Here is an 18,636-nt window from a genome sequence, read left to right as displayed (position 1 = left end):
GTAGAAAAACCAGAAGCAGAAAAACCAGAAGCAGAAAAACCGGAAGCAGAAAAACCGGAAGCAGAAAAACCGGAAGTAGAAAAACCAGAAGCAGAAAAACCGGAAGCAGAAAAACCAGATGCTGAAACAATTAAAGATGGTGAATACAGCATCAATTTCAAAGCATTAAAAGATCAAACAGACGAAATTTCAATGATGAACACATATACAAAAAGTCCAGGTGTGCTAAAAGTAAAAGATGGTAAGAAGTATGTATCATTTACGTTAACGAACAGTTCTTGGATTACAAAATTTGAATTTGAGAAAAATGGTTCGTTTGTTGATGCACATGTAATAAGTGAAGATAAAAAAGCTGATACACGCGTAGTGGAAGTAGAAGTACCAGATTTATCAAAAAAGTTAAATGCAAAAGTAAAAGTAGATATCGATTCAATGAATTATCACCATTTTTACGATATTCAATTTGCATTTGATAAAGGTAGCATTAAGCCGTTAGATAGCCAAGGCGGAAACGACAACCAAGGTGGAAACGACAACCAAGGTGGAAACGACAACCAAGATGAAAATAATAAACCGAGAGTAATAGTTGATTCGAAAAATTTAGTAGATGGCCAATATGATATTACATTTAAAGTATTAAAAGATAAAACAGATGAGATTTCAAAGATGCATGACTATGTTGTAAATCCAGCGAAATTAATCGTAAAAGATGGTAAAAAATATATTGAGATGACGCTGAAAAATAGTGCGTGGATTACGAAATTCCAAGCGGAAAACAATGAACTATTCGCTGATGCAAAAGTAGTAAGCGAAGATAAAAATGCAAATACGCGAGTAGTACAGTTTGAAGTAGAAGATCTATTTAAAAAATTAAACGCAAAAGTAAAGGTAGACATCGATGAGATGAACTACCATCATTTCTACAATGTACAAATTCAATTTGATACAAATAATATCGGTGCGTTAGGAACTATTAAAGAGGAACCGAAAAATGAACCGAAAAATCCAGTGACTACACCGAAAGTAGATAATGTAAAAACATTAGGTACTCCTGATTTTAATCGAAATGCAGATGGTCACAAGAAAAAAGAAGATACAAAAAATGATTCGAAAAAAGAGAAAAACTCAAAAACTGCAGATACAGCACAACTTGGTTTATACATGGTGTTACTGCTAGGTTCACTTGCTTTACTAGTTCGTAAATATAGAGCAGGTAGATTGTAATTTTTGGAGTCTTGATGCATGTTCGCGTGCATCAAGACTTGTTTCATATTGTATGGAAAGGAGTGGTGATTGAGAGTGAAGAAAATTGCAAGTGTACTAATGGCTATCATTTTGTTAATGAGTATAGCCGGGTGCTCATCACCAAAAAAAGAATCAGCAAAGCAGGTAAAGAGTGAAAGTAAAGAGCGCGTCGTTGCAACAACAGTGGCTGTTACTGAAATTATGGATGCGTTAGAAGTAGATTTAGTCGGCGTTCCAACAAGTTCTAAAACTTTACCGAAGCGATATAAAGGTTTACCTGAAGTTGGGAATCCAATGAGTCCAGATATGGAAAAGGTAAAGTCATTAAAGCCTTCAGAAGTGTTATCTGTGACAACACTTGAATATGAATTAAAGCCAGTTTTTGATGGTGTGGGTATGAAAGCAAACTTTTTAGATTTAACGAGTTTGAAAAATATGCAAAGTTCTATTAGCGATTTAGGTAAGAAATATGGGCGTGAAAAACAGGCCGAAGCAGTAGTAACTAAATTAGATAAAAAGGTTGCTAGCATTCAAAAAGAAGTAAAAGGAAAGAAAGAACCGACAGTGCTTATTTTATTAGGTGTGCCAGGAAGTTATTTAGTAGCAACAGAGCATTCTTATATTGGAGATTTAGTGAAACAACTAGGTGGTAAAAATATTGTGCAAGGTGAACAAGTAGAATATTTAGCTTCTAATACAGAGTATTTAAAGAAAGCTGATCCAGATATTATTTTACGAGCAGCTCATGGTATGCCTGATGAAGTTGTAAAAATGTTTGATAAAGAATTTAAAACAAATGATATTTGGAAACACTTTGCTGCGGTTAAAAATAACCGTGTTTACGATTTAGAAGAGCGTTTATTTGGAACGACAGGTAATTTAGCAGCAATTGAAGCATTAGATGAATTGAAAAAAATGATGTATCCGTGATGCATTTTAATATAAAGGAAGAGTAGAATGAATAAAAAAACTTGGAGTTTCCTCATTGTTACTGCATTGCTTATTGTTATGACATCATTGTCAGCGATGAAAGGTAGTTTAGAAGTAGGTATTGTTGAACTTGTACAAGGGATATTTACAGGTGGAAATGAAGATGTTGAAGTCATTAAAGATTTACGTTTTCCGCGTATTATTATTGCGTTGTTCACTGGAGCGGCTCTCGCTGTTTCAGGTGTGCTTTTTCAAGCTGTTATGAAAAATCCACTCGCTGATGCTGGGGTAATCGGTATATCTTCAGGAGCAAGTTTTATGACACTCGTTATTATTACGTTGTTCCCGCAATTCTTTTTCTGGACACCCGTATTCGCCTTTTTAGGTGGTGCGCTTGCATGTTATCTCGTTTATTCGTTTTCATGGAAATCAGGATTAAGCCCGCTTCGCATTATTTTAATTGGTATTGCCATTAATGCAATGTTTACTGGATTAAATGAATCATTCGTTACGATTTGTGGATATTTTATTAAGAGTATTAAGCAAACGACGACTTCTAACATAACAATGAAGACGTGGGGCGATGTAGAAATAATGGTGACTTATGGAACGATTGGTCTTATTCTTGCTCTGTTCGTAGGAGCTTGGTGTAACTTATTATCGCTACAAGATAAGACTGCGAAAAACTTAGGCTTGCACGTGACGAGAGTTCGTCTTATTATTTCTGCCATTGCAGTACTCTTAGCGGCAGTATCAACAGCGCTTGCAGGTGTTATTGCTTTTGTAGGATTACTAGTTCCGCATATTTCAAGACAATTAGTCGGTTCAGACCATAAAGTATTAATTCCATTTTCTGCTCTTGCAGGGGCGTTATTAATTTTGACGGCAGATACGATTGGAAGGTTAATTGTGCCACCTAACGAAATTCCAGCAGCAACAATTATGGCGGTTATTGGTGGTCCATTCTTAATATTCTTGCTTAGAAAGAGTGATAAAGTTCATGGAAATTAAAAATGTAACCTTTTCATACGATAACGTAACAAATCGATTAAAGTCTGTTAGTAGTGAAATAGAAATTGGGAAAATTACAACAATCATTGGACCGAATGGATGTGGGAAATCAACATTACTTAGTGTCATGTCTAGAAACCACGCTCCTAGCAGTGGAGAAGTAATACTTGATGGGAAAGCGATTAGTGAATATAAACCGAAAGAGTTTGCTAGAAAACTAGCGGTTGTCCATCAACAAAATGAGGCTCCAGCAGATATTACAGTGGAAAAGCTAATAAGCTTCGGGCGTATGCCATATAAAAATATATTCTCTCCGCAAACAGATGAAGATAGAGAAGCGATTGAGCGTGCGCTAGTATGTACGAATTTACAAAGTAAGCGTGATAAGCCAATTTATGCTTTATCTGGTGGAGAGAGGCAGCGAGTTTGGATCGCAATGACATTAGCTCAAAATACACCAATGCTCTTCTTAGATGAGCCGACCACATATTTAGATATTTACTATCAGCTAGAAATATTAGAGTTAGTGAAAGAGTTAAATGAAGTGCATGGACTAACGATTGTAATGGTATTACATGATATTAATCAAGCCATTCGTTATAGCGACCATATTATCGTTATGAAAGATGGAGAAATCATTACGAAAGGTAATCCTAATGATGTAATAACAGAAGAAATGGTTAAAGCAATATATGGTGTAGATGTCATTGTAAAGCAGGATGAAGATACCGGATTGTACATGGTACCTATGGGAATCTAAAGGCTGAGCATAATCCGTTTTGAGGTGATAATTTGAATAGTAAGAAAGGACGGAAAAAGAATTCTTTTTTTCAACGCATACTTACAATTGTGTTTTTAGGAATCTTTTTCTATTCAATGTACGAGTTGGGCGGGATTTTCATGGATTATTATGAAAATCGTAAAGTAATGGCTGAGGCACAACATATTTATAAAAGAAGTCCAATGGAAGAAAAATCAGAAGATGGAGAGGTACGTAAACAGTTTCAGGATCTCCAGAAAATTAATCCAGAGATAGTCGGATGGATTACGATGGATGATACACAAATTAATTATCCAATCGTTCAAGCAAAAGATAATGATTACTATTTATTTCGTAATTATAAAGGTGAAGATATGAGAGCGGGAAGCATTTTTATGGACCATCGTAATAATGTGAAATCTCAAAATCGAAATACGATTTTATATGGCCATCGTATGAAAGACGGTTCTATGTTTGGTAGTTTAAAAAAGATGTTGGATGAAGACTTTTTTATGTCTCATCGTAAATTATATTACGATACATTATTTGAAGGATACGACGTGGAAGTTTTTTCAGTATACACGACAACAACGGACTTTTATTACATTGAAACGGATTTTGAAAATGATGCAGCATATACATCGTTCTTAAAGGAAATTCAAGAAAAATCACTGTACAAAACGGATACGGAATTGACGGCTAATGATGAAATCGTAACACTTTCTACTTGTGACTATGCGCTTGATCCAGAGGCTGGAAGGCTAGTTGTACACGCAAAATTAATAAAAAGAAATTAAAGAAAAAAGTATAGAATATGAGAAGTGATAGATAACGCTTCTCATATTCTATACTTTAAAAAAGGACTGTTTTTACTGTGCTGCAGCCATTGGCATACGTACAACTTTTACATCATAGTAAGCAATTTTATTATCAAGAATATATTCTGGCATTCCGCCTTGATGTGAGTGAGCATCTTTAAATGCAGCGCTCTTTGTCCAACCTTGGAAATCTTCTTTTGCATTCCAGCGAGTGCTAATTGTAACTTCCTCATAATCAACTGTATTTTGCGTTAAAAGAACTTCTAGACCTAAAAAGCCTGGCATCGTTTCAACTTTACCTACTTTATTAAAACGCTCAATTAATTTATGTCCATTTCCCTTTGTAATTTTAGCTGTATTTGTAACGATAATCATGTTTATTCCTCCTATAAATATAGCCTTTATTTTCGAGAACTCATATACATTAAATGATAATGAAAATCATTATCATTGTCAATGCTAAATGTGAAATATAAAAGTTTTTTATATTATATTGGACAGTAAGATTTCCAGTTCAAAATGTAGTAAATATGTGGCAGTTAAGCGAGAGAATGAGCGAGTTGTACTAGCAAAGCAATAATATGGTATAGTGAAACGAGGCTGTTTTTTCAGTCTCGTTTTTTAAATGCTTCCTGTAGAGAAAGCATGCAAATGGAAAGGAAGTTATTATATGCGATCAGAAGTAACTGTAAAAATAAAACCGAAATTTATAAAAGAAATTAAAAGTGGATATCCGCTTATTTTAAAAGATGCGATTCAAAATTTAAATGATGTTCGTGAAGAAGGAACAATCATTAAAGTAGTAGATGAGAAGAACCAATTTATCGGAAAAGGCTATTATGGAAAACAAAATAAAGGATACGGCTGGATTTTAACGAGAAAAGAGAGTGAACAAATTAATCAATCTTTCTTTGAAAGTAAAATCAAATCTGCCTTACATAAACGAAAGCAATTTTACAAATCAAGTGATACGACAGCATTCCGCGCCCTAAACGGTGAAGGTGATGGTCTTGGAGGACTAATTATCGATTATTATGATGGCTACTACGTAGTAAGTTGGTATAGTGAAGGGATTTACACTTTCAGAGACGAGATTATAGCCGCTCTTCAAAAAGTAGCAAACTTTAAAGGTATTTATGAGAAAAAGCGTTTTGATACGAAAGGGAAATATATTGAGGGGGATGATTTCGTAGCAGGAGAGCGCGGCGAGTTCCCACTTATCGTAAAAGAGAACGGTGTAAACTTTGCGGTTTATTTAAATGATGGGGCAATGGTTGGGGTATTTTTAGATCAACGTAACGTTCGAAAACAAATTCGTGATAAATATGCAAAAGGAAGAACAGTGTTAAATATGTTCTCTTATACAGGTGCTTTCTCTGTATTTGCAGCTCTTGGCGGAGCGAGTAAAACGACGAGTGTTGACCTTGCAAATCGTAGTTTAAGTAAAACGATTGAGCAGTTTAGTGTAAATGAAGTTGATTATGAAGCGCAAGATATTATTGTAGAAGATGTATTTCTTTACTTCAAATATGCAGCGAAGAAAAAAATGAAATTTGATATGGTCGTACTTGATCCTCCAAGCTTTGCACGCTCAAAAAAATATACATTTAGTGCAGCAAAAGATTATAAAAATTTATTAAAAGAAACAATTGCTATTACAGAAAATAACGGTATTATCGTTGCTTCTACAAACTGTAGCGCATTCGATATGAAAAAGTTTAAAGGCTTTATCGATACAGCCTTTAAAGAAATGAATGGCAAATATAAAATATTAGAAGAACATTCTTTACCAGAAGATTTCCGTACCATTGATCAATTTAAAGAAGGAGACTACTTAAAAGTAGTTTTCATCGAGAAAATTAAAGGTTAATAAAGAAAAGGAGCTCGAGTTTACTTGAGCTCCTTTTCTTATTGAACGATATTTTGTACTCTACCGACTTGCCCGTCCTGCAATCGCACTTTAATGCCATGCGGATGGGAAGGGGAGTTTGTTAAAATATCTTTTACAATTCCACGTGTTAATTTGCCTGTTCGTTGATCTTGTTTTAATACAATATCAACTTCAAGACCGGGGGCGATATCAGAACGTTTTTGTCCGTTCATTTATACACCTGTACGTCTACGTTGGTTGTTTGTTTTCTTTGTTTGTTGGTTTTGTAATTTTTTTGTTTCTTGGCTTTGATTTTTTGCATTTTGACCATTTCCATTTCCTTGCTTTTTCTTAGCAAGTTGTTCACGCATTAAATCAGCTAAGCTTACTTTTTTGTTTTCTGACATGATAAGTCTCCTTTATATAAAGTTAATTATGAACAATCGTAGTGAATTTCATCATATCATTGTTAAGGAAGGAAGGGAAGTTGGTTTGAAAATTCATATAATTGTTTCCAGTCTGTAGTAGTTACGATACAATTGGATTGTTAACGTTTGTAAAAAGGGGATAGACATATGTCACATCATATTTTATTAGTTGAAGATGATATCTCAATTCAAGAGATGGTGGAAAAGTATTTAATAAAGGAAGGCTTTCAAGTTACGATTGCGTCTGATGGAGAAGAAGGCGTGAACACATATTTAAAAGGTTCATTTGATTTGATTATCCTTGACATTATGATGCCAAAGCTAGATGGCTTAGAGGTTGTACGAATCATTCGAGAAAAAAGTGCAGTTCCGATTTTAATGATGTCGGCAAAAGATACAGATGTTGATAAAGCTGTTGGATTAGGACTTGGAGCAGATGATTACATTTGTAAGCCATTTTCTATGATTGAATTGGCTGCACGTGTAAAAGCAGGTATTCGGAGGTCTACGAAATACTCGGCTACAGAAACAATAGAAAAAATGATTCAAATTGGTGATTTAACAATTGATCCAATTAATTTTACTGTAGAAAAAAACGGGAAGCCTCTCAAACTTACTTTAAAAGAATTTGAGATTTTAAAGCTATTTGTAAAGAACCAAAATCGTGTATTTACGAAAGCGCAAATATATACGTTAGTTTGGAATGAAGAGTATTACGGTGACGATAACGTTATTAATGTTCATATGAGAAGATTGCGTGAGAAAATCGAAAGTGATCCATCTAATCCAGAATATATTAAAACGCTATGGGGCATCGGCTATAAGCTGGAAGTGATGTAATATGATCAATTTGTTAATAGGTATTATTTTTATATTGTTATGTGTTATTTATATGCAATATAAAATGAGAAAAAATAGTAGTAAAAATTTACGATACACATATGAAAAGTTAGAAAGTATTGTAAATGAAAAAACAGGCGAGACGTTACTCGTTATGACAGATGATCTAGAATTGCAAAAATTATTAGTGGCAATTAATCAATTATTAGATGCAAAACAGAAAACGAATGCAGATCATGCAAAAGTAGAAATTTCGATGAGAAAAATGCTTTCAAATATTTCGCATGACTTGAAAACACCACTAACAGTTATTCTTGGATATACAGAAATGTTAAATAAGGATAAAACGATAAATAAAGAAGAACAACAAATATTACTTGAGAAAGTGCATACGAAAACACTAGAAGTGATGGAATTAATTCATAAGTTTTTTGATTTAGCGAAATTAGAATCTGGTGACAAAGCAATTGAAATGAAAAAAGTAAATATGAATGAAGTTTGCCGCGAGAAGATTTTATCATTTTATGATTTAGTGACGACGAAAGGTTTTCAGGTTCATATTGATATACCAGAAAGAAATATATATGCACTTGGAAATGTAGAAGTATTAGGTAGGGTATTGAATAATTTAATATCAAATGCAATTACATATGGAGACGATGGAAAGGCACTCGGTATGACGTTAAGAGATGATGACACGGGCGTGTATATAGATGTATGGGATAAAGGAAAAGGGATTGATGAATCTCATATTGATAAAGTGTTTGAACGTATGTACACACTTGAAGATTCAAGAAATAGATTGTACCAAGGAAGCGGTCTAGGATTAACGATTACGAAACGGCTTGTGGAAGCGATGGACGGAAAAATTCATCTTTCTAGTAAACCGTATGAAAAAACAATTTTTACAATTGCATTAACAAAGATACAGTTTTAGCTTGTAGAGCAGTAGATTCTACAAGCTTTTTTTCAGCGTAAGGAATTTGTAAGAAACGGGTAAGAAAAAAGAGATTTCCGTTGTCTATTATAGAAATATAGAGTATTGCGAAAGGGGAAAGTAACATGACATATATATTAAAAACAAACCAGTTAACGAAAGTGTTTAAAGGGAAAGAAGTTATTTCCGGTGTTAACATGCATGTGAAAAAAGGAGAAATTTACGGTTTTTTAGGACCAAACGGTGCTGGTAAAACAACGATTATGAAAATGATTACAAATTTAATAAAACCGACGAGTGGTGATATTGAAATCTTCGGTGAGAAATTAACAGATACATCTTATGAAGTATTAAAAAGAATGGGGACAATTATTGAATACCCAATCTTTTATGATAAATTAACGGCGAAAGAAAACTTAGACCTACATTGTGAATACATGGGCTACTACGATAAAAATGCAATTGACCATGCTTTACATTTAGTGAAACTACAAGGGGTAGATAATAAAAAAGTAAAAGATTTTTCATTAGGAATGAAACAACGACTCGGTATTGCAAGAGCAATCGTGACAAAGCCAGAATTGCTCATTTTAGATGAACCAATTAACGGTTTAGATCCAATTGGTATTAAAGAGTTACGAGACTTATTTAAAATGCTCTGCAAAGAATATGGCATTACATTATTAGTTTCTAGTCATATTTTAGGTGAAATGGAACTAATGGCCGATACAATTGGTGTGATTCAAAATGGAAAACTAATAAAAGAAGTTTCAATGAAGAGTATTAACGGAAAACAAACAGAGTACATTGAAATCACTGTTCCTGATGTGAAACGTGCAGCTTATATTTTAGAAGATAAACTTGGTATAAAAAACTACAAAATAATGAGTGGAACCATGATTCGTGTGTATGATACGTTAGCGTCTCAGCAGGCCATTTCAAAAGCACTTATTATGAACGATGTGGAAATTGAAAGTATTAATAAGAAACATAGTTCCTTAGAAGAATATTTCTTAAATGTAATGGATGGAGAAGGTATTCATGCTTAATGGACTATGGCTGAACCTGATAAGTGGATTTATCGTAATGCTAATAAGTGGAATTTTATATTATAGAAAACCAGAGCGGAAATGGTTGTTCATTGTACTAGTGATAGGAATGTTAAGCTTCGTTACTGCTGGAATTAGAATGTTAGCAGCGTAGAGACAGGTATATAAAGAATGGAGGCGTAATTTATATGTTTAAATTAATGAAGCTCGAATGGAAGAAACATAAATTATCTCGTTACTTTAAAAGTGTAGCAATTTGTATTATAGCAATTTTCGCTGCAGTAAGCCTTATGGCATTGGGAATGAAAGCCGAGGAAAACATGCTCTTCTCTGACTTCACACAGAACATGGCTGCAGCAAATATTTTTATTAGGATAACATTCATTATTTTTAGTTCGGTCATTTTATCACGTTTAGTAATTGATGAGTATAAGAACAAAACGATGCAATTATCGTTTATGTACCCGCTGCAAAGGAAAATGCTAATGAGGGCGAAATTAACAATTGTTTTTTGTTTTTGTTTTGTGAGTACCATTATCGCTACTTTTATTATTAGTTTACTCGTATATTTTGTGAGTCCCATGATGGGACTGATTGAAACGCCAGCTACGATGGGTGAAATAATAGCTATCGTTCCAGATACTTTTATAAGTGCATTTATGATATCTGGTATAAGTTTAATTCCTTTATTTTTTGGAATGAGAAAGAAATCGACACCGACAACGATTACTTCGGCAGTAATAATTGGTATGCTGATTAGTGGTAACGTTGGTCCTGGAAACGATCAAGTAAGTATGTTTGATTTTATAGCTATCCCAATCGTGCTCTGTTTATTAGGGATCTTCATTAGTTATTTATCGTTTCGTAAAATCGATAAGATTGATGTGGTGTGAAGCAAGCTTAAAACAACAACGAACTGGGGTATGAATGGTGAAAAAGATAATAGTAATTGCAATATTATTCATTACAATTGCTAGTGCGGTTTTTGGTTTTAAGGTGTTTCAGGGGGAAGGTTTTAAGAAAGAAAAGTCTTTTGAGATAAATAATATAAAAGAAATAGAAGTAGATAATGAAAACTGGAATCTTGAATTTAAAAGTACAGACGCTAATAAAATAGTAATTTCCGCTCAAGGTGAACAAGTAGATAAAGAGATAGATCCTGTCAAAATAGAAAATGATGAAAATAAAATTGTGATTAAACAAAAACAAAAGATGAACAGATTTTTTAATGGTTTCACGTTTAGGAAGAAAAATAGTATATCTATAGCTATTCCGAAGAAAGAAATAGATAAAATTGTATTAAATAATAAATCGGGTGATGTGAAAATAAGAGATATAGTAGTAAAAAATATCATGACAAAAGGCAAGTCTGGAGATGAAATGATTGTAGGACTATCAGCCGAGAAAGGTGAATTCATATCGCAAAGTGGAGAGTTAGTTTTAAAAGGTAGTTCAGTACAAGAATTAAATATAAAGTCTACGACTGGTGATAACTATATAACAAATGTAAGTAACTCAAATATGAACATCACTTCAACATCTGGGGAAGTATTGCTGAAAGATATGACAGAAGGAAAATCATTATTTATAGAAACAAAATCAGGGGATATTGGCGTACGGTATAAAGGTGTCCCGGCATCATTGAAGCTTATGGCTAAAAGTAATTCGGCTGACGTAATAGTAGATTTAAAAGGACTTAAGAAAGATAAAAATACAGAAAAAATAAAAGTAGGAACGATTGGTGATGCAAAAAATGAAGCGAAGATTTTAAGTGAAACAGGAGTCATTTATATTGATTAAATCTTAGGAGGAAGGAGGACACTATCATGCTACATTTAATGAAGCTAGAATTGAAAAAGTTTAAGCTTGGTTGGTACGTGAAGAGAGCAATTATTGCAAATATTGTTATACTGGCATTAATGATCTTTGTGAGCATCATTGCTCAAGTAGAAGGTGATGCAGAAATAAGGAATCCAGAGACGATATTGTTAATGGCTAGCACAATAGTAAGAGCAACGTTTATTGTTTTTGGTAGTGTATTAATCGCAAGGCTAATAATTGGTGAATATAAAAATAAAACAATACTACTTATGTTTTCTTACCCTATTAATCGGAAGAAAATGATGGCTAGTAAGTTGGCTATTGCAGCAATAGTAACATTTATAACAGTTATTGTATCTAACATTTTAGTAGTAGGAGTTTTCTTTGGTATAGATAGCTATTTTTCAATTCTTCCTAATTCATTTACAGTAGATCAATTGATGCAAGAAGGAATAAAACTAGTTCCTTTAGCCATTGCAACTGCGGGGATGAGTTTAATCCCATTATACTTCGGAATGCGTAAACGTTCCGTGCCAACTACAATTGTTTCATCTCTTATCGTTGTCACAATTGCAATGAATGGCAACCCAGAGTTTTCTACAGCAACTTTTCTTCCCCTTCAACTAGCACTCGCAGCAATTGGAGTTGTAATTGCGTATTACGGCATTAAAAATATAGAGAAGGAAGATATAACTGTATGATAAGAATATGTGAAAAAGAGTTGGCGTTACACCAACTCTTTTTTGTATATGTACGCTTCGTTACTACTCTGTAAATTTAGAGTGTGTGCTTAAATACTTTTGCACTTCTGGAGAAATGTTAAAGTTATTAGGACTTTTATATTCGATAGTAAACTCGCCGTCGGTACTTGTTTCAAAGGAGATTGCATAGCTATTCATTTTAGCATCGTAAGAAGTATTTTTGACTTCTGCATCTAGATTAAAATATTTTGTAATATACTCTTTTGAGTCCGTAATTGCTACTTGTTTTCCCCAAGGGGTACCATAATAGGTGAAATAAAGAGATACACTAATAACTCCAATAATAGAAGTTAGTAAAATAGTTCCCATAGCTATTTTTTTATTTTTTGTATTCAATTTGGTTACTCCTCTTCGTAATATGTATTCATTTTAACCTATCTTTTCCATAAAACAACCATTAAGAAAAAATAGTTTCACATGAAACAAGTTACAGAAAAAGACAAGATATGTAAACATCTTGTCTTTTTTGTCGTTACATTTTAGGAGCTTCCATTCCAGCCGCAGCCCATTCTTCTTTTGCGGGGCCATATACGCCAGGAACTGTTAAGCCAGCTTGTCGCATTAAAACCGTCATTTGTCCGCGGTGGTGATTTTGATGATTAATGAGTGTCATTAGAAATATAGAATTCGGCATAGGGCGACCAAAGAAGTCATTAATAGTAGCTAAGTCTTTATCAGTCCATTTACTTTGAAGTGTTTCAACAAAAGCCGCGTTTACTTTACGGTATTCATCTGCAATTGTTTTTGCAGAAGTTGGAACAGGATAATCTTTCGTTTCTCCTTCAAACTTTAGCCCTGTGCCAGATAGTATAACAGGAATTGCCGTCACGATATGCCAAGCAACTCTACCTAACGTCCAATGTTCAGGTGCAATTTCCTGTGATAAAGATGCATCGGTTAATGAATCAAGCATTTTCTCAGTAGACTCTGCTTCGTATGTCCATGATTGCAAGAAGCCTTCAATAGTTTGGTACATAGTTATCCCTCCTATTTTTGTTCATAGATTAAATTCGTGAGAGATAATATAATCCCTGTTCCACAAGAAATAATTAATTAAGCATTGCTACAATATGAAAACAATTAGAAAATATTTGTAAAAGTGTCAGGAAACGAATGTGCTCATTCGTATATATAATGAATAAAGAATAGGATAAAGAGTGGTGATAAGGGTGAAGGATATAGAAATAGTAGAAGGTCTTCGGAAACAAGATATGTTAGCATTACATACAGTAATTGATCGATATGGAGATTTAATTTATAAGGTAGTTCATAGTATTTTAGATACTGCACAGAGTAAGGTGTTAGTGGATGAATGTGTTGACGATATTTTATTAATCGTTTGGTACAACATTAGTAGTTATGATGAAAATCGTGGGAAGTTTAGAAACTGGCTTATATCTGTCGCTAGGTTTAAGGCCATCGATTATAAACGAAAAAGTAATAAGTCTTATCAATTACAAGAGTTTCAGCAAGAAATATATGAAGATAGAAAAAATGTCAATTTAACAAAAGAAGAGCGAGATTATAATTTTTACGTTTTAATTAAAGAATTGAATGAAGAAGATAAGAAAATTTTTATAAAAAGGTATTTAGATGAATATAGCGTACAAGAAATAGCGCTTGAATTCGGTATGACACGAGATACGGTATATAGTAGGCTTTCAAGAGGGAGAAAGAAATTGAAGAAGCTGCTGGGGGGGAAAAGGAATGAATAAAGAAAAGTTACTTCAGGAATTAAATAACTTACAGTATAGCGATAATTGTGTAGATGATTATAGAAATGATGAGAAAATAGATAAAAAGAAAATAGATCGTACAAAAGAAGTTGTAACAAAAACAATTTTAATGAAACGTTGTTATGAGGTTGTACAAGAAGAGTTACAGGGAAGCGAAGAGATTTTATATAGTATGCTTGCCGAAAATCATCGTGTGAAAAATTGGCAGACAGGCACAGCAATGACATTAGGGATAGGCGTTCTTGCAATGAACTTCGGTATTAATAATGTGTTAATCGTTACAAATAAACGGTTGTATATGTTTTTTATGGATCGTTATTATAATGAAGTTGATTTAAAAGTATGTGTATTGAATGAAGTAGCTTATATGAAAACAATATTAGACCGTAAAGGTGGAAGTGAGTTTCTGCATATAAAGTATAAAAATGATAACGAATACGTATTATTGGGAAATGCTGATGATTACAGAGAGTTATTTCAAATAGTAGGTAGGTTGAAAATAGCGAATGGAATAGAATTGAGATTACAAGATAAGAAATTAAAGAGAAAGTTAACTTTAAAACGAAGTGTGTTCAATATAATCATGTATTTACTTGTTATATATATTATGTACAAAGCCTATGTTAATTTTATGCCATAATAGGAAAAGACGGCTTCACATATATGAAGCCTCCTTTTTAATTAACTTTCTTCCCACTCTTCCTCATCAACCATAAGAAATAAGGTGCTCCAAGTACAGCAACGACAAGACCAGAAGGAATTTCTTTCGGATATGCGATTGTACGTCCAAGTAAGTCAGCAACAGAAAGAAGGATTGCTCCAAATAGTGCTGAACAAACGAATAGTCTTTGATGATTCATACCAACAATAATTCTTGCTAAGTGAGGTGCGACAAGGCCTAAAAAGGCAATTGTACCGACAGCAGCGATATTTACTGATGCAAGTAGTGTCGCTAGCACAATCAGAGCAAGACGTGTTTTATTTACTGGTTGCCCAAGTCCAGTTGCTAAATCGTCTCCAAGTACGAGAACGTCAAGTTGTTTTATTAAGAAAAAGATAATGAATACAAGAATTAGAGATGGATATAGAATGATATTTTCTAAGTGATTCCATCCTCTTGCATACGTACTGCCAGATAACCATGTTAAAGCAGCGGCAACATTCAAATTGGCTCTAACGATAAAGATTTGAATAATTGCCGAGCCAAGTGCAGAAATACCAATTCCTATTAAAGCAAGGGCTGTTGGGCTAAATCCTGATTTCCATGAAAAGAAGAGGACAATTCCTACTGCAAGTAGTCCGCCGATAAATGCACCAATTGGTAGAAAGAAACCAGGAAGTGCAGGAAAGACATACATAATAGTTAAAGCACCAACACCAGCTCCCGATGAAATACCAATAATAGAAGGATCGGCAAGTGGATTTCGTAATATACCTTGGAAAACAAGCCCACTTATTGCAAGGCATGCGCCAGCAATAGCAGCAACGAGCATTCTTGGTAAACGAAGATTCATCATCATGTTTTTGTCAAATAGTGTTAATTGACCTGATATAACATTTGTAATACTTTCGATATAAGCGTTACTACCGATTGTAACACCAAGAGCAATCGTCACAATACAAAGTGTGATAGATATAATGATTACCTTTTTATAAGAGTAATAGCGGGAACTAGCTCCAGCTGCATTCGCACCGTTATCATTCATATATTGTTTCGACTTCATCATTCGGTACACTAAGTAAATAAGCCAAGGAGATCCAATCATTGCTGTGACTGCCCCAACAGGAAGTTCTGCACCGGTTGGATCTATTAATTTACCGACAACATCTGCTCCAAGTAATAATACTGCCCCCCATAAGAAAGAAGAGAGAAGAAGAGTAAAGTGTTGACGGTATCCGATAAGGCGCATTAAATGAGGCGCAACTAAGCCGACAAATCCAATTGGTCCAACAACAGTAACAATTACTGCTGTTAAAAAGATTGCAGCAATGAAGGCGATAAGACGTGTTACTGCTGTTTTTTCACCAAGAGAAACAGCAACATCATCACCAAGTAAGAGAATGTTGAGTTTACGAGACATAAATAGTAAAACTAGGAAAGAAATAATGATAAATGGAAAAGCAAATTGAACGCCATCCCAGTTATTTTGAATAAGAGAGCCAGCTCCCCATAAAAATAAACCAGCTGTTTCATTTTCATAGAAAAGCTGCATCGTTCCGGTAAAGGCAGAGAGCATTAATGTAACGACCATACCAGCTAATGCCATTCTAAGTGGGGTTCCCTTTTTTCCACCAGAAATACGGTATACAAATAAAGCAGTAATAGCACCGCCGATAAATGTGAACAGAAGAGAATTAATTTGTAAACCTTTCGGTAAGAAAATTGTAGCCGCTACTAGAAAGAAATATGCGCCAGAGTGAATACCCATTGTACTGGATTCAGCAAGTGGATTTTTCGTTAACGTTTGTAAAATAACCCCTGATGCAGCAAGAGCGCCTCCAGCTAAAATGGCAATTACAGCTCTAGGTAATCGAAGCATGATTAAAGTTTGATGTTCTAGCGATTGGTTCGGTGAGATAAGAGCATCAATAATCATACTATAGGAAATGTTTGCTTGACCTTGTCCGATATGAATAAAGAAAAGGAGGAGCAAGAGAGCTGCTCCTCCTCCGAATACAAGACTTGCTCGAAGTGTGTGTTGTAAGCTATTCATCGTGTAATCACTTCTTCGCTGTCATTACATCTGCTACTTGTGTTGCTAAAGATGTTGCAGACTCAGGACCACCGAAAATCCAAGTATCGCCTTTTAATTTATACATTTTGTTTTCTTTTTTGAACTTTAATTCTTCCCAAGCAGGGTTGCCTTTTAGTTGCGTGTCAAAAATGTTATCTTCATCCGCTACAATGTAAATGAAGTTTGAATCTTGTACACTTTGTAATGATTCTACAGTTGTTTGTTTGAAACCATCTGGCTCAGATTTTCCTGCTTCAAAAGTATTTGTTAAACCTAATTTTTTTGTAACTTGTAAAGCTAAAGAATTGTCAGTTAAGATACGGAATGTTGGTACGTTTTTAGCAGTAAATGCTTGTGCCATTGCTATGTTTTTATCTTTTAAGTCTGCTTTCTCAATTTTTGCTTTTGCATCAGCGAATGCTTTATCCATATCAGCTAATACTTTTTTACCTTCTTCTTCTTTTCCAACTGCTTTTGCAATTTGTTTAAATGTTTCTGTCATTTCAGCAAAGTGATCGTTATTACTTGTTGATGGATCAAACATAACTGTTGGTGCAATTTGCTCTAATTCATTTTTAATTGCTTTACCACGGAATGAAGCTGTGATAATTAAGTCTGGTTTTAAACGGCTAATTTCTTCTAAGTTTGGTTGTTGACGTGTCCCTACATCTACAACATCTTTACTCGGTTTTGTTTTTGTATTTACCCATTTATTATAATTCTTAATGTCTGCCATCCCTACTGGCTGAACACCAAGTGCTAATAAGTCTTCTGAATATACCCACTCAAGTACAACTACTTTTTTCGCTGGTTTATCTAACTTCGTTTCCCCTTCAGCGTGTTTAATTGTTATAGCTTGATTTTTATTGTCCGCTTTTGTTTTTTTTTTCTCCTCTTTTTGCTGTCCGCATCCAACAGCGAATAGAAGAACTACTATGAAAATACCGAGAATTTTCTTCATCTTCTGCCCCCAAATTAAGTGTTTTTTGTAACTAGTACCATAAGTGAAAATGGTTATCAATTACAACACCCAAATCATACTATGAGGGTATTTTAAGTGTCAATATATTTTTAAAATTTTGACGAAAAATAACGAATTATACGGATTTTTATATATTGTAGTCGCTATTTATGAAGAATAAGCCTCTTTACTAAAAATATTGGCGAATGTGGAAAGTTTAAATGGGAAAGTGGCTGTGTACGATAGTGTAATGTGTATTGTTAATAGTCTGTGGAGATAAGGCGAAAGTACAAGCAAAAGGAGAGTGAATCGCATGTAATAATTACTAGAATGTATGGAGGAAATCTGTGTTTTATCCCCGACTAGGCAAAGTATTTCTTTGTTATTTAGATAGGTGTTTTTTAAGTCGGTGATTGCGCTAAAAAGATCGAATGTAAAGGAAGTGATCAACATGTCTTCATGGAGCAATAACGTAAATGGATATTGTGGGTGTAATAATCAAAATGGTGTACATGTTGATTCATGCTGTTTTAGTTGCGATGGGACAGTTCCTAAAGTTGGTCCAACCGGTCCGACGGGGGCAACAGGAGCAACAGGCCCAACGGGGGCAACAGGAGCAACAGGCCCAACGGGGGCAACAGGAGCAACAGGCCCAACGGGGGCGACAGGAGTAACAGGCGACACAGGTCCAACGGGAGCGACAGGAATAACAGGGGCAACGGGTCCAACAGGAG

22 protein-coding genes and 1 pseudogene are annotated in these 18,636 nt (G+C 34.3%); 16 read left to right on the top strand and 7 right to left on the bottom strand.

Annotated features, from left to right (window positions below):
• The 5 genes from GBN78_RS22750 to srtB form a co-directional block, all read left to right on the top strand.
• A partial coding sequence (locus GBN78_RS22750) for an NEAT domain-containing protein (protein ID WP_152127728.1) occupies positions 1-1,224 on the top strand: 1,224 nt, incomplete at its 5' end.
• Between the two features lie 69 nt (positions 1,225-1,293).
• Positions 1,294-2,175 (top strand): heme ABC transporter substrate-binding protein IsdE, encoded by an 882-nt coding sequence (isdE, locus tag GBN78_RS22745; protein WP_002098036.1) that lies wholly within the window; start codon positions 1,294-1,296, stop codon positions 2,173-2,175.
• A gap of 27 nt (positions 2,176-2,202) precedes the next feature.
• Positions 2,203-3,186 carry a FecCD family ABC transporter permease gene (locus GBN78_RS22740; protein WP_001036849.1) on the top strand — a complete coding sequence of 328 codons (984 nt, stop codon included), beginning with the start codon at positions 2,203-2,205 and terminating at the stop codon, positions 3,184-3,186.
• Positions 3,176-3,946 (top strand): ABC transporter ATP-binding protein, encoded by a 771-nt coding sequence (locus GBN78_RS22735; protein ID WP_000403761.1) that lies wholly within the window; start codon positions 3,176-3,178, stop codon positions 3,944-3,946. The genes GBN78_RS22740 and GBN78_RS22735 overlap by 11 nt, the downstream gene beginning before the upstream one ends.
• Positions 3,947-3,978: 32 nt before the next feature.
• Positions 3,979-4,743, top strand: a complete 765-nt coding sequence (gene srtB, locus GBN78_RS22730; RefSeq protein ID WP_152127727.1) for a class B sortase — start codon at positions 3,979-3,981, stop codon at positions 4,741-4,743.
• Between the two features lie 72 nt (positions 4,744-4,815).
• Here srtB and isdG read toward each other — a convergent pair whose 3' ends face one another.
• Positions 4,816-5,139, bottom strand: a complete 324-nt coding sequence (gene isdG / locus GBN78_RS22725; RefSeq protein ID WP_152127726.1) for a heme oxygenase — start codon at positions 5,137-5,139, stop codon at positions 4,816-4,818.
• A gap of 295 nt (positions 5,140-5,434) precedes the next feature.
• On the opposite strand from isdG, the gene GBN78_RS22720 reads away from it, so the two are divergent.
• Positions 5,435-6,634, top strand: coding sequence for a class I SAM-dependent rRNA methyltransferase (locus GBN78_RS22720; RefSeq protein WP_001255970.1), 1,200 nt, complete (start codon positions 5,435-5,437; stop codon positions 6,632-6,634).
• Between the two features lie 38 nt (positions 6,635-6,672).
• Here GBN78_RS22720 and GBN78_RS22715 read toward each other — a convergent pair whose 3' ends face one another.
• Positions 6,673-6,867 carry a YwbE family protein gene (locus tag GBN78_RS22715; RefSeq protein WP_001014305.1) on the bottom strand — a complete coding sequence of 65 codons (195 nt, stop codon included), beginning with the start codon at positions 6,865-6,867 and terminating at the stop codon, positions 6,673-6,675.
• Positions 6,868-7,041 carry a hypothetical protein gene (locus GBN78_RS30365; RefSeq protein WP_001293578.1) on the bottom strand — a complete coding sequence of 58 codons (174 nt, stop codon included), beginning with the start codon at positions 7,039-7,041 and terminating at the stop codon, positions 6,868-6,870. It abuts the gene before it with no gap.
• 168 nt (positions 7,042-7,209) lie between these two features.
• Here GBN78_RS30365 and GBN78_RS22710 point away from each other — a divergent pair, with 168 nt between their 5' ends.
• The 7 genes from GBN78_RS22710 (at position 7,210) to GBN78_RS22685 (ending at position 12,410) form a co-directional block, all read left to right on the top strand.
• Positions 7,210-7,902, top strand: a complete 693-nt coding sequence (locus tag GBN78_RS22710; protein ID WP_000018029.1) for a response regulator transcription factor — start codon at positions 7,210-7,212, stop codon at positions 7,900-7,902.
• Between the two features lies 1 nt (position 7,903).
• Entirely contained in the window at positions 7,904-8,839 is a 936-nt protein-coding gene (locus GBN78_RS22705) for a HAMP domain-containing histidine kinase (protein WP_000609138.1), read from the top strand.
• A 125-nt stretch (positions 8,840-8,964) separates the two neighbouring features.
• On the top strand, positions 8,965-9,888 hold the full coding sequence (locus tag GBN78_RS22700; RefSeq protein ID WP_000221066.1) for an ABC transporter ATP-binding protein: 924 nt from the start codon (positions 8,965-8,967) through the stop codon (positions 9,886-9,888).
• Positions 9,881-10,042, top strand: a complete 162-nt coding sequence (locus tag GBN78_RS30360) for a hypothetical protein (protein WP_000931810.1) — start codon at positions 9,881-9,883, stop codon at positions 10,040-10,042. Before GBN78_RS22700 ends, GBN78_RS30360 begins: the two co-directional genes overlap by 8 nt.
• A 34-nt stretch (positions 10,043-10,076) precedes the next feature.
• Positions 10,077-10,781, top strand: coding sequence for an ABC transporter permease (locus GBN78_RS22695; protein WP_000475530.1), 705 nt, complete (start codon positions 10,077-10,079; stop codon positions 10,779-10,781).
• Between the two features lie 34 nt (positions 10,782-10,815).
• Positions 10,816-11,688: a DUF4097 family beta strand repeat-containing protein gene (locus tag GBN78_RS22690; RefSeq protein ID WP_000239288.1), complete on the top strand. Its 873-nt coding sequence runs from the start codon at positions 10,816-10,818 to the stop codon at positions 11,686-11,688.
• A gap of 26 nt (positions 11,689-11,714) precedes the next feature.
• Positions 11,715-12,410: an ABC transporter permease gene (locus tag GBN78_RS22685; protein WP_000902924.1), complete on the top strand. Its 696-nt coding sequence runs from the start codon at positions 11,715-11,717 to the stop codon at positions 12,408-12,410.
• A 63-nt stretch (positions 12,411-12,473) separates the two neighbouring features.
• On the opposite strand, the gene GBN78_RS22680 is transcribed toward GBN78_RS22685, so the two are convergent.
• Together GBN78_RS22680 and GBN78_RS22675 are read right to left on the bottom strand one after the other, a co-directional pair.
• A complete protein-coding gene (locus GBN78_RS22680) occupies positions 12,474-12,806 on the bottom strand; it encodes a YfjL-like protein (protein ID WP_001093297.1) in 333 nt (110 codons plus the stop codon).
• 136 nt (positions 12,807-12,942) lie between these two features.
• A complete protein-coding gene (locus GBN78_RS22675; protein WP_000284965.1) occupies positions 12,943-13,446 on the bottom strand; it encodes a DinB family protein in 504 nt (167 codons plus the stop codon).
• A 235-nt stretch (positions 13,447-13,681) separates the two neighbouring features.
• On the opposite strand from GBN78_RS22675, the gene GBN78_RS22670 reads away from it, so the two are divergent.
• Positions 13,682-14,185 (top strand): sigma-70 family RNA polymerase sigma factor, encoded by a 504-nt coding sequence (locus tag GBN78_RS22670; RefSeq protein ID WP_153600451.1) that lies wholly within the window; start codon positions 13,682-13,684, stop codon positions 14,183-14,185.
• On the top strand, positions 14,178-14,846 hold the full coding sequence (locus GBN78_RS22665) for a hypothetical protein (RefSeq protein WP_001031128.1): 669 nt from the start codon (positions 14,178-14,180) through the stop codon (positions 14,844-14,846). The genes GBN78_RS22670 and GBN78_RS22665 overlap by 8 nt, the downstream gene beginning before the upstream one ends.
• Before the next feature lie 37 nt (positions 14,847-14,883).
• Here the strand turns inward: GBN78_RS22665 and fhuB are convergent, their stop codons facing one another.
• Positions 14,884-16,920, bottom strand: coding sequence for a Fe(3+)-hydroxamate ABC transporter permease FhuB (gene fhuB / locus GBN78_RS22660; RefSeq protein WP_001087096.1), 2,037 nt, complete (start codon positions 16,918-16,920; stop codon positions 14,884-14,886).
• 7 nt (positions 16,921-16,927) lie between these two features.
• The gene (locus tag GBN78_RS22655; RefSeq protein WP_152127725.1) at positions 16,928-17,902 is read right to left on the bottom strand and encodes an ABC transporter substrate-binding protein; all 975 of its coding nucleotides are present in this window, start codon (positions 17,900-17,902) and stop codon (positions 16,928-16,930) included.
• A gap of 451 nt (positions 17,903-18,353) precedes the next feature.
• Here GBN78_RS22655 and GBN78_RS22645 point away from each other — a divergent pair.
• A pseudogene (locus GBN78_RS22645) lies at positions 18,354-18,636 on the top strand (collagen-like protein); the annotation flags it as partial.

This window comes from Bacillus sp. B2-WWTP-C-10-Post-4 (assembly GCF_009183805.1).
GTDB classification, from domain to species: domain Bacteria; phylum Bacillota; class Bacilli; order Bacillales; family Bacillaceae_G; genus Bacillus_A; species Bacillus_A cereus.
Note: the sequence above shows the minus strand (reverse complement) of the source record. Positions and strands in the feature narration are given on the sequence as shown.

Excerpts from the sequence above, each read along its gene's own strand:
- GBN78_RS22740 (WP_001036849.1), top strand. The coding sequence starts at position 2,203 with ATGAATAAAAAAACTTGGAGTTTCCTCATTGTTACTGCATTGCTTATT.
- GBN78_RS22735 (WP_000403761.1), top strand. The coding sequence starts at position 3,176 with ATGGAAATTAAAAATGTAACCTTTTCATACGATAACGTAACAAATCGA.
- isdG (WP_152127726.1), bottom strand. The coding sequence starts at position 5,139 with ATGATTATCGTTACAAATACAGCTAAAATTACAAAGGGAAATGGACAT.
- GBN78_RS22720 (WP_001255970.1), top strand. The coding sequence starts at position 5,435 with ATGCGATCAGAAGTAACTGTAAAAATAAAACCGAAATTTATAAAAGAA.
- GBN78_RS22715 (WP_001014305.1), bottom strand. The coding sequence starts at position 6,867 with ATGAACGGACAAAAACGTTCTGATATCGCCCCCGGTCTTGAAGTTGAT.
- GBN78_RS30365 (WP_001293578.1), bottom strand. The coding sequence starts at position 7,041 with ATGTCAGAAAACAAAAAAGTAAGCTTAGCTGATTTAATGCGTGAACAA.
- GBN78_RS22710 (WP_000018029.1), top strand. The coding sequence starts at position 7,210 with ATGTCACATCATATTTTATTAGTTGAAGATGATATCTCAATTCAAGAG.
- GBN78_RS22705 (WP_000609138.1), top strand. The coding sequence starts at position 7,904 with ATGATCAATTTGTTAATAGGTATTATTTTTATATTGTTATGTGTTATT.
- GBN78_RS22700 (WP_000221066.1), top strand. The coding sequence starts at position 8,965 with ATGACATATATATTAAAAACAAACCAGTTAACGAAAGTGTTTAAAGGG.
- GBN78_RS30360 (WP_000931810.1), top strand. The coding sequence starts at position 9,881 with ATGCTTAATGGACTATGGCTGAACCTGATAAGTGGATTTATCGTAATG.
- GBN78_RS22695 (WP_000475530.1), top strand. The coding sequence starts at position 10,077 with ATGTTTAAATTAATGAAGCTCGAATGGAAGAAACATAAATTATCTCGT.
- GBN78_RS22690 (WP_000239288.1), top strand. The coding sequence starts at position 10,816 with ATGGTGAAAAAGATAATAGTAATTGCAATATTATTCATTACAATTGCT.
- GBN78_RS22685 (WP_000902924.1), top strand. The coding sequence starts at position 11,715 with ATGCTACATTTAATGAAGCTAGAATTGAAAAAGTTTAAGCTTGGTTGG.
- GBN78_RS22675 (WP_000284965.1), bottom strand. The coding sequence starts at position 13,446 with ATGTACCAAACTATTGAAGGCTTCTTGCAATCATGGACATACGAAGCA.
- GBN78_RS22670 (WP_153600451.1), top strand. The coding sequence starts at position 13,682 with ATGTTAGCATTACATACAGTAATTGATCGATATGGAGATTTAATTTAT.
- GBN78_RS22665 (WP_001031128.1), top strand. The coding sequence starts at position 14,178 with ATGAATAAAGAAAAGTTACTTCAGGAATTAAATAACTTACAGTATAGC.
- fhuB (WP_001087096.1), bottom strand. The coding sequence starts at position 16,920 with ATGAATAGCTTACAACACACACTTCGAGCAAGTCTTGTATTCGGAGGA.
- GBN78_RS22655 (WP_152127725.1), bottom strand. The coding sequence starts at position 17,902 with ATGAAGAAAATTCTCGGTATTTTCATAGTAGTTCTTCTATTCGCTGTT.